Raw genomic sequence first — 12,212 nt, forward strand, 5'->3', positions numbered from 1 at the left:
ATCGTCCCGCCGGCCTCCACTACTCAGAACCCACAGGTCCGCCGGACCGCCCGTCCCATCCCGACCACCCGGCTCGTCAAGATCGAGCTCCGCAAGATGTTCAACACCCGCTCGGGCTTCTGGATGCTCATCAGCATCGGCGTCCTCTCGGTCATCGCGACCGGGTCGGTCATCATCTTCGCCCCCGACAGCGCCATCAACTACAACAACTTCTCCGCCGCGATCGGTTTCCCGATGTCGGTGATCCTGCCGATGATCGCCATCCTCGGCGTCACCAGCGAGTGGAGCCAGCGCAGCGGGCTCACGACCTTCACCCTCGTGCCGAGCAGGGGGCGGGTGATCGGGGCCAAGGCCATCGCGACCTTCCTGGTGGGTGTCGCCTCCATGGCCGTCGCCTTCGCGATCGGAGCCGCCGGCAACCTCGCCGGCTCGGCGATCGTCGGTGTCGACACCGTCTGGGACGTCTCGCTCGTGCACGCCTCGCAGATCCTGTTGGGCAACCTGGTCGGCATGGCCATCGGCTTCACCCTCGGTGTCGTGCTGCGCAACTCCGCGGCAGCCATCGTCGGCTACTTCGTCGTCTCACTGGTCCTGCCGGGCATCCTCGTCCTGCTGGCCCAGGTGCGCTCGTGGTTCGAGGACCTGCAGCCCTGGATCGACTGGAACTACACCCAGGTCGGGCTGTTCGAAGGCCTCACCAACACCGGCGAGGAGTGGGCGATGCTCGCCTCCACCACCGCCATCTGGATCGTCCTCCCCCTCGCGATCGGCCTGCTCTTCCTGCGCCGCTCCGAGGTCAAGTAGCGGCTCGGGCGCTCCCCGGCACCACAACTGGCGGCGGACGACACTCATCCCGTGGGATGACGTGTCGTCCGCCGCCAGCTTGCGTGACAGATGACCAGCTCAGCGCGCAGCGGTTCCCTCGGTGTAGTCCGAGTCCTCCTGCTTCCAGGCGAAGTGCGAGCGCAACGTCTTGCCGGTCTGCTCGATCGAGTGGGCCGCTTCCTTCTCCCGCAGCTCCAGGAACTCCTTGCCGCCGTTGTCCTGGTCGTCGATGAAGCGCTGGGCGAAGGCGCCGTTCTGGATGTCGTCGAGGATCGACTTCATGCTGGCCTTCACGTCGGGGGTGATGACGCGGGGACCAGAGACGTAGTCGCCGTACTCCGCCGTGTCCGAGACCGACCAACGCTGCTTGGCGATGCCGCCCTCGAACATGAGGTCGACGATCAGCTTGAGCTCGTGCAGCACTTCGAAGTAGGCGATCTCGGGCTGGTAGCCGGCTTCGGTCAGCGTCTCGAAGCCCGCCTGGACGAGGTGCGAGACCCCGCCGCAGAGGACGGCCTGCTCGCCGAACAGGTCGGTCTCCGTCTCCTCGGTGAAGGTGGTCTTGATGACGCCGGCGCGGGTGCCACCGATCCCCTTCGCGTAGGACTTGGCGAGGTCCCACGCGGTGCCGGAGGCGTCCTGCTCCACCGCGATGATGTCGGGGATGCCGCGGCCGGCGACGTATTCGCGTCGCACGGTGTGACCCGGGGCCTTCGGGGCGACGAGGATCACGTCGACACCGGCCGGGGGCTCGATGTAGCCGAAGCGGATGTTGAAGCCGTGGCCGAAGACCAAGGTGTCGCCCTCAGTGAGGTGCTCCTCGATCGACTCCTTGTAGAGGTGGCGTTGCACCTGGTCGGGCGCCAGGATGACGACCACATCCGCCTCCTGCACCGCTTCGGCGGGCGTCAGGACCCGGAGGCCCTGGTCCTCGGCCTTGGCCCGGCTCTTCGAGCCCTCAGGCAGGCCGACGCGGACGTCGACCCCGGAGTCACGCAGGTTGAGCGCGTGGGCGTGGCCCTGGCTGCCGTAGCCGATGACGGCGACGTTCTTGCCCTGGATCAGGCTCAGGTCGGCGTCATCGTCGTAGAACATCTCAGCCACTGGGGGCTCTCCTTCGGTTGGGGTGTGCAGTTCTTGGATCAGGGTGCTGGGACGGCGACCGGGACAGGTCGCAGGGTGCGCTCGCTGATGGAGCGCGAGCCCCGACCGATCGCCACCATGCCGGACTGCACGAGCTCACGGATCCCGAAGGGCTCGAGCACGCGGAGGAAGTCGCCCAGCTTGTCGGCGTTGCCGGTCGCCTGGATCGTCACGGCGTCGGGCGAGACGTCGACGACCTTGGCGCGGAAGAGTTGTACGGCGTCGAGCACCGCACCACGGGTCTGCGGGTCGGCCTTGACCTTGACCAGCATCAGCTCGCGGCTGATCGAGGCTGACCCGTCGAGCTCGACGATCTTGATCACCTCGATCAGCTTGTTGAGCTGCTTGGTGACCTGCTCCAGCGGGGACTCGTCCACGTTGACCACGATCGTCATCCGTGAGACCTCGGGATGCTCAGTCGGACCCACGGCCAGGCTCTCGATGTTGAAGCCGCGGCGGCTGAAGAGGCCCGCGATCCGGGCCAGGACTCCGGGCTTGTTCTCCACCAGGACCGACAGGGTGTGCTTCGACATCAGAGGTCATCCTCATCGAATTGGGGGGCCAGGTCGCGGGCGTACTTGATCTCGTCGTTGCTGGTGCCGGCAGCCACCATCGGCCACACCATCGCGTCGCGGTGGACCCTGAAGTCGACCACGACCGGCTGGTCGTTGATCGCCATCGCCTTCTCGATCGTCGCGTCGACCTGTTCCGGCGACTCGCACGAGAGACCCACGCACCCGTAGGCCTCCGCGAGCTTGACGAAGTCGGGGATGCGCTTGCTCTGCAGGTCGGTGTTGGAGTAGCGCGAGTTGTAGAACAGCGTCTGCCACTGGCGCACCATCCCCAGCGACTCGTTGTTGATGATGGCGACCTTGATCGGGATGTCGTTGATCGCGCAGGTGGCCAGCTCCTGGTTGGTCATCTGGAAGCAGCCGTCGCCGTCGATGGCCCACACGACTCTGTCGGGCATGCCGACCTTGGCGCCCATGGCAGCCGGCACGGCATAGCCCATGGTGCCGAGACCGCCTGAGTTGATCCACGTGTTGGGGCGCTCGTAGTTGACGAAGTGCGCGGCCCACATCTGGTGCTGGCCCACGCCGGAGGTGTAGATGGAGTCGGGTCCGGCGATGTGGCCGAGCCGCTCGATGACGTACTGCGGCGCGAGCGAGCCGTCGTCGGGAGCGTCGTAGCCCACCGGGTAGGTCTTCTTCACCCCGGCCAGGAAGGCGACCCAGCCCTCGTAGTCGCCCGTGTTGCCCGCGTCCTCCTCGGACTGGAGCAGGGCGAGGAGGTCGGCGATGACTTCAGCGCAGTCGCCCACGATGGGCACGTCGACCGGGCGGTTCTTGCCGATCTCTGCCGGGTCGATGTCGGCGTGGATCACCTTGGCATGGGGTGCGAAGGAGTCGAGGTTCCCCGTCACCCGATCGTCGAAGCGCGCCCCGAGGCTGATGATGAGGTCGCTCTTCTGCAGCGCGGCGACCGCGGCGACAGTGCCGTGCATGCCGGGCATGCCGAGGTGCTGGGCGTGGCTGTCGGGGAACGCCCCGCGCGCCATCAGCGTGGTGACGACCGGCATGCCGGTGGCCTCGGCGAGCTTGAGCAGCCCCGCCGACGCCTGGGCCCGGATCACGCCGCCGCCGACGTAGAGGACCGGCTTGCGCGAGGCGAGGATGAGCCGGACCGCCTCGCGGATCTGCTTGCTGTGCGGGCGTGTCACCGGACGGTAGCCCGGCAGGTGCAGCTCGGTGGGCCACTCGAACGTGGTCATGGCCTGGAGAGCCGACTTGGCGACGTCGACCAGCACCGGGCCCGGCCGGCCCGTGGAGGCGATGTGGAACGCCTCGGCGACGGTCCGCGCGATGTCTGCCGGGTCCGTCACCAGGAAGCTGTGCTTGGTGATCGGCATGGTGATGCCACGGATGTCGGCTTCCTGGAAGGCGTCGGTGCCGATCATGGAGGCGCCCACCTGGCCGGTCACGGCCACGAGCGGGACCGAGTCCATGTGCGCGTCCGCGAGCGGCGTGACGAGGTTGGTGGCCCCCGGTCCCGAGGTGGCCATGCAGACGCCGACCTTGCCGGTCGCCGCGGCATATCCCTGGGCCGCGTGTCCGGCGCCCTGCTCGTGCCGGACCAGGATGTGCCGGATCTTGGCGGAGTCCATCAACGGGTCGTAGGCGGGCAGGATGGCGCCGCCCGGGATCCCGAAGATGTCGGTGACGCCTGCGCTCTCGAGCGACGTGATCAGGCTCTGAGCGCCGCTCATGGCCGCGCCGGCGGTCCCGCGCTGCTCTGTCATGGTCATCCCTTGCTCGTGTGGCCAACAAAAAACCCCTCGGCCCGGCGGGCAACGAGGGGAGGACGCGGGAGCGTTCGAGGCGAAGGGCCTCAGCTCACGCGTCGCGTGCGTACAAGAATGTCAGTGCGCATGCGCCTACGGTCGCCGTCGGGGTGTTACGACGTCAACCTACTCTCCCAGCCGTCCCACATTCTGGTATGCCGATCCCAGCATCTGGCCTCGCTGCGTCCGCCTCAGTCGCGGTCGGCCACCGTGCAGATGCACGAGCGATTGCCCTCGGCGTCCGCGACCACCCAGTAGGCCGGCGCGGCCGCGTCGCTGAGCAGCGTCCCGCCGGCGTCGAGCACCCTCCGCAGCCGTTGCTCGGCCTCGTCCGCGGGCACCCACACGTCGAAGTGCCAACGCTGGGGGACGTCCGGCTCGGGCAGAGCCGGGCCCAGGTCGTGAGGCTCCTGCCACCACAGGGTCGGCACCTGTCCGCTCGGATCCACCAGCTCCCCGTCCTTGACCTCGCTTCCGAGCAGCGCGGCATAGAACGGCGCCAGCCGCTCCCCCGCTGCGGTGTCGAGGCCGATCTCGAGCTGGGTGAGACCGGCGACGTCCGCCTCGGCCCCCACCTCGGCCGCGTGACCACTGATCGTGCGGGCAAGGTCGATGTCGCGCTGGGTGATGCCACCCACGTCGTGGCTGCTCAGCGTGACCAGGACCTCGGGGTAGGTCAGGGAGATGTCTGGATGGTGGTTGGCGCACTCGGCTGCCGAGCCGATCCGGTCGACCAGGGCGAGCCCCGTGGCGAAGTCGCCCGTCTTGAAGCGCGCCTTGATGGTGCCGAGGACATGGCGCCAGTCCGCGAGGCCGGCAGCCTCGATCTGGGCGTTGGACAGCTTGTCGGTCATGGCAGCACCTTTGCTCCGATCTCTCCCGGGTTGTGACAGATCTCCCAGCGGAAGCCTAGGCGCGAAGGCTCTCGAGACGACGGCGCTGGTCACCCGACGAGTCGAAGTTCTCGGGGCGGAGCCACTGCGTCAGAGCCGCCGAGACGCCCGGCCACTCGGCGTCTGTGATCGAGAACCAGGTCGTGTCCCGGTTGCGTCCCTGATAGACCATCGCGTTGCGGAACGTGCCCTCCTCGACGAAGCCGAGTCGTCGGGCGGCCCGGCGCGACGGCTCGTTGAGCGAGTCGCACTTCCACTCGAAACGTCGGTAGCCGAGGTCGTCGAAGGCATGCGCCAGCATCACGTAGATCGCCTCGGTGGCGGCGGTCGTGCGCTGGACGGTCTCGGCGAGGACGATGCCACCGACCTCGACCGATCCGTTCGCGGCGTCCTTCCGCAGGTAGCAGGCGACCCCGAGGCCCTCGCCCCGCGGCGAGAGGATCGCCATCGGCCAGGCGAGGGGAAGCATGAGCAGACCGGCGACGTACTCGTCGAAGGCAGCCGGCTCGCTCAGGTCGGGATAGGGGTAGTAGGTCCACGTCCGGGGCGAGCTCTCCAGCACCATCGGACCGTGGAGCACGCTCGCGTGATCCGGGCGCAACCGCTCGAGGCGGACATGTCGACCGAGGAGCGCACCGGGCTCGACGGAGGGACGGGGAGACCACCCCGGGACCTCGGCGCCGATGGGTTGGCGGAACTCGTTGATGCGCGTCACCCACTCATCTGACACGGTGGCGGCATGTCTTCTCCATTCGACGCGCTCAAGAAGGCGGCGCAAGCCGTCGTTGGCGCGCCCAACGTGTTCAACGCTGCTCGCGATGCCGGCGCCAGCCCGTCGGCCGCGACCGACGTCATGGCAGCGTCCGCGGCTGCCGTGCAGATCGCCTCATCGGCGACCGACGGGACACCCGGCATGCAGAACGCGGTCCGGCACTTCATCTGGCAGGCCTACATCGCGGGTCGACACGGAACGGCCGTAGCCGAAGCCGTCGCCGCCGCACACGAGGAGGGTCGAGACACGCCTCACGACACCCGGATCGACCTGCACAACAACGCCGTCGGTCGCGAGTACGGCGCAGCGAACTCCGCCTCGATCGGGCAGGGGTCGCTCACCGACGCGCTCAAGGCGCTCGTGCCCGTTGCGAAGGAGAAGTGGGCTGCCGGCGAGCTGATCTGGGTCAAGCAGAGCTGAGTGCGTCCCGGATCGCCGTCATCCCGGCGAGGACCTCTGCGTACGACGTCGAGAGCGGGCTCAGACCGACTCTCAGCCCGCCCGGGTCGCGGTAGTCCGGGATCACGTCGCGCAGCCACAGCGACGCCACCACCTCGCGCATCTTCGGGTGGTTGAGCGTGACGTGACCGCCTCGCTGCTCCGGGTCTCGGGGCGTGGCGAGCACCACTCCGTGTTCGGCCAGCATCGCGTCCGCCAGGTCCACGGAGTATGCGGTGAGGGCGATGGACTTCGCGCGGACCGCCTCCATCCCCGCACGGTCGATGAGCTCGAGCATGTCCTGCATCGCCAGCATGCCGATCACCGCCGGCGTGCCGGACAGGAAGCGCCGCATGCCGCCCGACGGCTCATAGCTGGGTCCCATCAGGAACGGGTCGGCGTGGCCCATCCAGCCCTGGATCGGCTGGCTCATGGCCGCCTGGTGACGCTCGGCGACATAGGCGAACGCTGGTGCGCCCGGCCCGCCGTTGAGGTACTTGTAGGTGCAGCCGATCGCGATGTCCACGCCCCACTCGTCCAGCTGGATCGGCACCGAGCCGACCGAGTGGCACACGTCCCAGATCACCACCGCGCCGGCGTCCTGGACGACCTCGGTGATCGCGGGGGTGTCGGCGAGGTATCCGGACCTGTAGGCGACCTGGCTCAACAGCACGACGGCGGTCTGCGGGCCCACGACGGCTTCGACGTCGGCGATGCTGACGCCGCCGTGGCGTTCGACCTCGATCCACCTCACGGTGAGGCCGAGCTCGTCGGCGATGCCCTGGACGATGTAGCGATCGGTGGGGAAGTTGTCGCTGTCGATGACGATCTCGCCCCGCCCCGGGCGTGCCTGGACCGCAGCACGGACCATCTTGTAGAGCAGCACCGTCGTGGAGTCACCGACCGTGGTCTGTCCGGGGGCCGCGCCGAGGCAGATCCGACCGATCTCGTCGCCGACGGTCAACGGCAGGTCGTACCAGCCCTCGTCCCAACCGCGGATCAACCGACCGCCCCACGCCTGTGCCACGAAGTCCCGGAGCCTGTCGCCGGTCACCCGCAACGGGCGACCCAGCGAGTTGCCGTCGAAGTAGACGAGATCGGACTCGGCACCGACAAACTCGTCTCGCAGCGGCGCAAGCGGATCGGCGGCGTCCTGCGCCTCAGCGTACGACGACGTGGTGATCTCGCTCTGCATGCTCATGGCCTCCCAGACCGACGACGCAACATTTCCGACCAAGCATGGCACCCGTCGTGAACAACCCCTGTAGGATCGGCTCAAGGGCGCGGCTTGCCGGGTCCCAACGGCCCCTGGTCAACCCCCCGGCGATCAGGGGTCGTTCCTATTTCGCCGCCCCGGCTGTCCTCAGCTGGCGTCCTTAGCTGGTCACGGCGCCGTGGGCCGCCGACTGCACGACCTTGGCGTACTTCCCCAGGACGCCACGGGTGTACTTGGGCGGGTTCGGCTCCCAGCCGACCTTGCGGTCCTCGAGATCCTCGATCTGTACGTCGAGGCTGCGGCCGGCGACGTCGAGGGTGATCTGGTCGCCGTCGCGCACGAAGGCGATCGGTCCCCCGTCGACCGCCTCGGGGGCGATGTGGCCCACGCACAGCCCTGTCGTACCACCGCTGAAGCGACCATCGGTGATGAGCAGGACGTCCTTGCCCAGGCCTGCTCCCTTGATGGCGCCAGTGATCGCGAGCATCTCGCGCATGCCCGGCCCACCCTTGGGACCCTCGTAGCGGATGACCACCACGTCGCGCGGCTTGATCTCGCCAGCTGCCAGGGCGTCGAGGGCCAGACGTTCGCCGTCGAAGACCCGAGCCGTGCCGGTGAAGGTCGAGTCGTCGAACCCGGCGCTCTTGACGACCGCGCCCTCGGGGGCCAGCGAGCCGTGCAGGATCGTCAGGCCGCCGGTGGCGTGGATGGGCTTGTCGAGCTCGCGCAGCACTTCACCGTCAACATGCTGGGGTTTCAGTGCCTCGAGGTTCTCGGCCATCGTCCTGCCCGTGACCGTGAGGGTGTCACCGTGCATGAGACCGGCGTCGAGCAGCGCCTTCATCACGACCGGGATGCCGCCGATCTTGTCGACGTCGTTCATGACGAAGCGGCCGAAGGGCTTGAGGTCCCCGATGTGCGGGACCTTGTCCCCGATCCGGTTGAAGTCCTCGAGGGTGAGGTCCACCTCAGCCTCGCGCGCGATCGCCAGCAGGTGCAGGACCGCGTTGGTCGACCCGCCGAGGGCCATCACGATCGCGATCGCGTTCTCGAAGGCGGGCTTGGTCATGATCTGGCGGGCGGTGATGCCCTGGCGGAGCATCTCCACGACTGCTTGACCCGACCGGTGTGCGAACCCGTCGCGACGGCGGTCGACGGCGGGCGGCGCAGCGCTGCCGGGGAGGCTCATGCCCAGAGCCTCGGCGACGCTGGCCATCGTGTTGGCGGTGTACATGCCACCGCAGGCACCCTCGCCGGGGCAGATAGCCCGCTCGACCTTCTCCACGTCCGCCTCGGTGATCTTGCCGGCCAGGCACGCACCGATGGCCTCGAAGGCGTCGATGATCGTGACGTCGTTGCCGTCGACCTGTCCCGGCATCGTCGACCCGCCGTAGAGGAAGACGCTCGCCAGGTCGAGACGTGCTGCCGCCATCAGCATGCCCGGGAGGCTCTTGTCACAGCCCGCAAGCAGGACGCTGCCGTCGAGCCGCTCAGCCATCATCACGGTCTCCACCGAGTCGGCGATGACCTCACGCGAGACCAGGGAGAAGTGCATGCCCTCGTGGCCCATCGAGATCCCGTCGGAGACCGAGATCGTCCCGAACTCGAGGGGATAGCCCCCCGCGGCGTGGACGCCGTTCTTCACTGCCTTGGCCAGCCGGTCGAGGGAGAGGTTGCAGGGGGTGATCTCGTTCCAGCTGCTGGCCACGCCGATCTGGGGCTTCTCCCAGTCGTCATCACCCATGCCGACCGCGCGGAGCATCCCGCGGGCCGCCGCCTTCTCCAGACCGTCAGTGACGTCTCGTGAGCGAGGCTTGATGTCGGGCTGGCCGGCGTCGGGACTCATGGCGCAAGGCTACTTGCGTGCGCGGCGAGCCCCCGGCCCCGTCTCAGCCGTCGCCCCGTCGTCGCCCCGTCGTCGCCCTAGCTGTCGGGCCAGTTGTCGCTCCGGGCAACTCGCCGGTGGTCACCTGGACGCCGGTTGCGAGATTTCTTGGTGTCCTGCAGAGCCCAGTCAGGGATGAGGAGCGATTTGTGCCTGCGGGGCTGCCATCCCTCTCTGGCCTCGGCCACGAGCTCGGCCCAGGTGGGATGGTCCAACAGGTCGGCGACGGTCGGTGGACGAGCGGGCTGCCACGACCTGCTGTAACGGACTCTCGGCAGCGCCAGATCGGCCGATCTGCACAGGATCTCCCCGAGCCAGGCGCTTGTTTCGGCACCCTCCGGCGCCCACCAGCCTTCACTCCAGACGAAGGTGTGTGCCGGATATCGACGATGGGCTGCGTCCCTGGCGGCGACCGAGTTCATGGGGCGTACGCGTTTGCCGTCGTCCGCGACCGCGACGAGGTGCAGCCCCGCCAGCCCAAGGATGCGGGTCAGCATCCGCGCTGACGGCTCCGTGCGCCCCGTCTCCCACTTCGCCACGGCGGACTGCGAGACGCCCAGATCATGCGCCAGTTCTCGTTGCGACAGCTTCGCCCGGCGGCGTGCCCGCCGGATCAAACCGGCGAGCTCGTCGTGCTCTGCCGTCGCTCCGGTCGTTGCCCCTGCTGTCGCTCCGGCCGCCGCCCCCGCAAGCGGCTCGCAGTGAATCGCGACGTCCGCGCTGATCTCCACCATGTGCTCCCCCAACTGCTCCTGGTCTGCTGCTGCGCCCGCCGGTCCCTGGCCTCGGGACCATCAGAACAGGAAGCACCGACAGCCGTCGCTTGGACCTGAGTCGCCGGAGGACTCAGGTCCAAGCGACGGGGTAAAGAGGGGGCAGGTGCGCGGGACCGCCGGCCCGAACGGGGATGTCGGGCCCGGACCGGGCGAGGCGCGGACGACCGTGCTCAGTCGATGGAGGCGGCTCGGACGACCAGCACGTCGGGGAGGTTCGTCTGGATCTCTGCCCAGGTGGCCCCAGCGTCCGGAGAGCACCACACCGTGCCGTTTCGGCCACCGAAGTAGAGGCCTGCGGGCTCGTGGTCGTCGGTGCACATGGCGTCGCGCATCACCGCCGCGTAGAAGGCGTCGGGCAACGAATCCTCGCCGAGCTGTTCCCAGGAGGAACCACCATCCGTGGTCCGGCACACGCGTGCCTTGCCGTCGACCGGCCAGCGCGCACCAGCATCGGCGATCGGGAACGTGTAGGCCGTGTTCGACTTGTGCGGATGGGTGACCATGGCGAAGCCGAACTCCGAGGGCAGGCCCGGTGCGATGTCCTGCCAGGACGAGCCACCGTCATCGGAGCGGTAGACGCCCCCGTGGTTCTGGAGGAAGAGCCGCTCGGGGTCCATCGGGTCACGGGCCACCTTGTGCACACACTGACCGAACTCGGGGTAGTTGCGCTCTCCCGGGTAGAACTCCGCCTTGATCCCCTCGTTGGCCGGGGACCAGGACGACCCGCCGTCAGACGTGCGATAGACCCCGCCGGTGGACAACGCGGCCAGCACCGAGGTGGCATCCTTCGGGTGGGGCAGGATGGTGTGGAACGCCTGCCCGCCGAAGCCCTCATTCCACTCCTCGCGGTGCGGGTGGTCCCAGAGGCCGCGGACCAGCGAGAAGGTCTCGCCGCCATCGTCGGAGCGGAAGATCGCTCCGGGCTCGGTCCCGGCCCAGACCACGCCGTCCTCGACACCGGGGGTCAGCTGCCACACCCGGGCCAACGTGGCGGGCGAACCGTCGGGCAGTTGCGCGTCCTCGGGGAAGCGAACGGCGCCGTTCGGGGTCTCCTTCCACGTCTGCCCGAGGTCGTCACTGCGGCGTACCTGCGGACCGAACCAGCTCGAGGAGCAGCCCGCAAGCAGCCGGGGAGACGCTCCGCGGCGATCGAGCAGGACGGAATAGACCTCATCCATCGGGAAGTACGGCGGGGTCCAGTCCCACGTCGTGCGGGACTCGTCCGATGTCCCCACCCACAAGCCCTTGCGGGTCCCGACCATCAGCATCGTGCGCGACATGAGTTCTCCTTCGCGACGAGCACGCGCTCGTCTATTCCTAAGTGGAACACTAGTCTTCTCCCATCATGGGTCAAGACCTTCCTGTCACGTCCTTCGCGCTGCTGGGCCTCTTCACCTTCGGTGAGGGCGACCGACCCCAGAAGCTCACGGGCTACGAGCTGAAGCGGCGTGCGGACGCGACCCTGCGCTTCTACTGGGTGTCGCCGGCCATGAGCCAGGTCTACAAGGAGCTGAGCCGGCTCGCCGAGCGAGGGCTGGTGAGTCCCAGTGACGACGACCGAGGGACGACCTACAGCATCACCAGCGCTGGTCGTAGCGCGCTCGAGGCCTGGATGCGGGAGAGCGAACCGGGATTCTCGGTGCTGAAGCACCCGATCGCGCTTCGACTGCTCCTCGGCCACCTGGTGGAGCCGAGCGCCACGATCGCCATGCTGCACGACCACCTCGAGGCGCTGGACAAGGAGCGGGAGGCCCTCGTGGAGGTGCGGGAGAGTCTGCGAGGGGCCGATGCGCCCGGGGAGACATTCCGACACCCGAGCCTCGTCGCGGACTGGGGACTCGAGTATTTCGCGCACGAACGGCTCATCGTCGAAGATCTCATCCGACGCATCAACCAGGACGAGTAGCGCAGCGGGCCGGAGGA

The 12,212-nt window shown here is 68.3% G+C and carries 12 protein-coding genes; 3 read left to right on the forward strand and 9 right to left on the reverse strand.

The features are described from left to right. A partial coding sequence (locus VNJ48_RS14820) for an ABC transporter permease (RefSeq protein WP_325603429.1) occupies positions 1 to 804 on the forward strand: 804 nt, incomplete at its 5' end. A 99-nt stretch (positions 805 to 903) separates the two neighbouring features. Here VNJ48_RS14820 and ilvC read toward each other — a convergent pair. From ilvC to VNJ48_RS14845, 5 genes are all read right to left on the reverse strand, one after another. Continuing rightward, positions 904 to 1,929, reverse strand: a complete 1,026-nt coding sequence (gene ilvC / locus VNJ48_RS14825; protein ID WP_325603431.1) for a ketol-acid reductoisomerase — start codon at positions 1,927 to 1,929, stop codon at positions 904 to 906. Positions 1,930 to 1,967: 38 nt separating this feature from the next. Continuing rightward, on the reverse strand, positions 1,968 to 2,501 hold the full coding sequence (ilvN, locus tag VNJ48_RS14830; RefSeq protein WP_325603432.1) for an acetolactate synthase small subunit: 534 nt from the start codon (positions 2,499 to 2,501) through the stop codon (positions 1,968 to 1,970). Beyond that, positions 2,501 to 4,267, reverse strand: coding sequence for an acetolactate synthase large subunit (locus VNJ48_RS14835; RefSeq protein ID WP_325603433.1), 1,767 nt, complete (start codon positions 4,265 to 4,267; stop codon positions 2,501 to 2,503). Before VNJ48_RS14835 ends, ilvN begins: the two co-directional genes overlap by 1 nt. A 233-nt stretch (positions 4,268 to 4,500) precedes the next feature. Then, on the reverse strand, positions 4,501 to 5,163 hold the full coding sequence (locus VNJ48_RS14840; RefSeq protein ID WP_325603435.1) for a 4a-hydroxytetrahydrobiopterin dehydratase: 663 nt from the start codon (positions 5,161 to 5,163) through the stop codon (positions 4,501 to 4,503). Between the two features lie 55 nt (positions 5,164 to 5,218). Then, positions 5,219 to 5,917: a GNAT family protein gene (locus VNJ48_RS14845; RefSeq protein ID WP_325603437.1), complete on the reverse strand. Its 699-nt coding sequence runs from the start codon at positions 5,915 to 5,917 to the stop codon at positions 5,219 to 5,221. Positions 5,918 to 5,941: 24 nt separating this feature from the next. Here VNJ48_RS14845 and VNJ48_RS14850 point away from each other — a divergent pair, with 24 nt between their 5' ends. Further along, the gene (locus tag VNJ48_RS14850; RefSeq protein WP_325603439.1) at positions 5,942 to 6,394 is read left to right on the forward strand and encodes a DUF6973 domain-containing protein; all 453 of its coding nucleotides are present in this window, start codon (positions 5,942 to 5,944) and stop codon (positions 6,392 to 6,394) included. Here the strand turns inward: VNJ48_RS14850 and kynU are convergent. From kynU to VNJ48_RS14870, 4 genes are all read right to left on the reverse strand, one after another. Then, positions 6,381 to 7,613 (reverse strand): kynureninase, encoded by a 1,233-nt coding sequence (gene kynU / locus VNJ48_RS14855; protein ID WP_325603441.1) that lies wholly within the window; start codon positions 7,611 to 7,613, stop codon positions 6,381 to 6,383. The two genes, VNJ48_RS14850 and kynU, sit on opposite strands and share 14 nt — an antisense overlap. Positions 7,614 to 7,788: 175 nt before the next feature. Next, positions 7,789 to 9,474: a dihydroxy-acid dehydratase gene (gene ilvD, locus VNJ48_RS14860; protein WP_325603443.1), complete on the reverse strand. Its 1,686-nt coding sequence runs from the start codon at positions 9,472 to 9,474 to the stop codon at positions 7,789 to 7,791. A 77-nt stretch (positions 9,475 to 9,551) separates the two neighbouring features. Then, positions 9,552 to 10,247, reverse strand: a complete 696-nt coding sequence (locus VNJ48_RS14865; RefSeq protein ID WP_325603445.1) for a helix-turn-helix transcriptional regulator — start codon at positions 10,245 to 10,247, stop codon at positions 9,552 to 9,554. Positions 10,248 to 10,459: 212 nt separating this feature from the next. Then, on the reverse strand, positions 10,460 to 11,569 hold the full coding sequence (locus VNJ48_RS14870) for an exo-alpha-sialidase (protein ID WP_325603447.1): 1,110 nt from the start codon (positions 11,567 to 11,569) through the stop codon (positions 10,460 to 10,462). 65 nt (positions 11,570 to 11,634) lie between these two features. On the opposite strand from VNJ48_RS14870, the gene VNJ48_RS14875 reads away from it, so the two are divergent. Beyond that, on the forward strand, positions 11,635 to 12,195 hold the full coding sequence (locus tag VNJ48_RS14875) for a PadR family transcriptional regulator (protein ID WP_325603449.1): 561 nt from the start codon (positions 11,635 to 11,637) through the stop codon (positions 12,193 to 12,195). Positions 12,196 to 12,212 lie beyond the last annotated feature (17 nt).

It is taken from the genome of Nocardioides sp., from assembly GCF_035576065.1.
Lineage (GTDB): Bacteria > Actinomycetota > Actinomycetes > Propionibacteriales > Nocardioidaceae > Nocardioides.

Excerpts from the sequence above, each read along its gene's own strand:
- ilvN (WP_325603432.1), bottom strand. The coding sequence starts at position 2,501 with ATGTCGAAGCACACCCTGTCGGTCCTGGTGGAGAACAAGCCCGGAGTC.
- VNJ48_RS14835 (WP_325603433.1), bottom strand. The coding sequence starts at position 4,267 with ATGACAGAGCAGCGCGGGACCGCCGGCGCGGCCATGAGCGGCGCTCAG.
- VNJ48_RS14840 (WP_325603435.1), bottom strand. The coding sequence starts at position 5,163 with ATGACCGACAAGCTGTCCAACGCCCAGATCGAGGCTGCCGGCCTCGCG.
- VNJ48_RS14850 (WP_325603439.1), top strand. The coding sequence starts at position 5,942 with ATGTCTTCTCCATTCGACGCGCTCAAGAAGGCGGCGCAAGCCGTCGTT.
- kynU (WP_325603441.1), bottom strand. The coding sequence starts at position 7,613 with ATGAGCATGCAGAGCGAGATCACCACGTCGTCGTACGCTGAGGCGCAG.
- ilvD (WP_325603443.1), bottom strand. The coding sequence starts at position 9,474 with ATGAGTCCCGACGCCGGCCAGCCCGACATCAAGCCTCGCTCACGAGAC.
- VNJ48_RS14865 (WP_325603445.1), bottom strand. The coding sequence starts at position 10,247 with ATGGTGGAGATCAGCGCGGACGTCGCGATTCACTGCGAGCCGCTTGCG.
- VNJ48_RS14870 (WP_325603447.1), bottom strand. The coding sequence starts at position 11,569 with ATGTCGCGCACGATGCTGATGGTCGGGACCCGCAAGGGCTTGTGGGTG.
- VNJ48_RS14875 (WP_325603449.1), top strand. The coding sequence starts at position 11,635 with ATGGGTCAAGACCTTCCTGTCACGTCCTTCGCGCTGCTGGGCCTCTTC.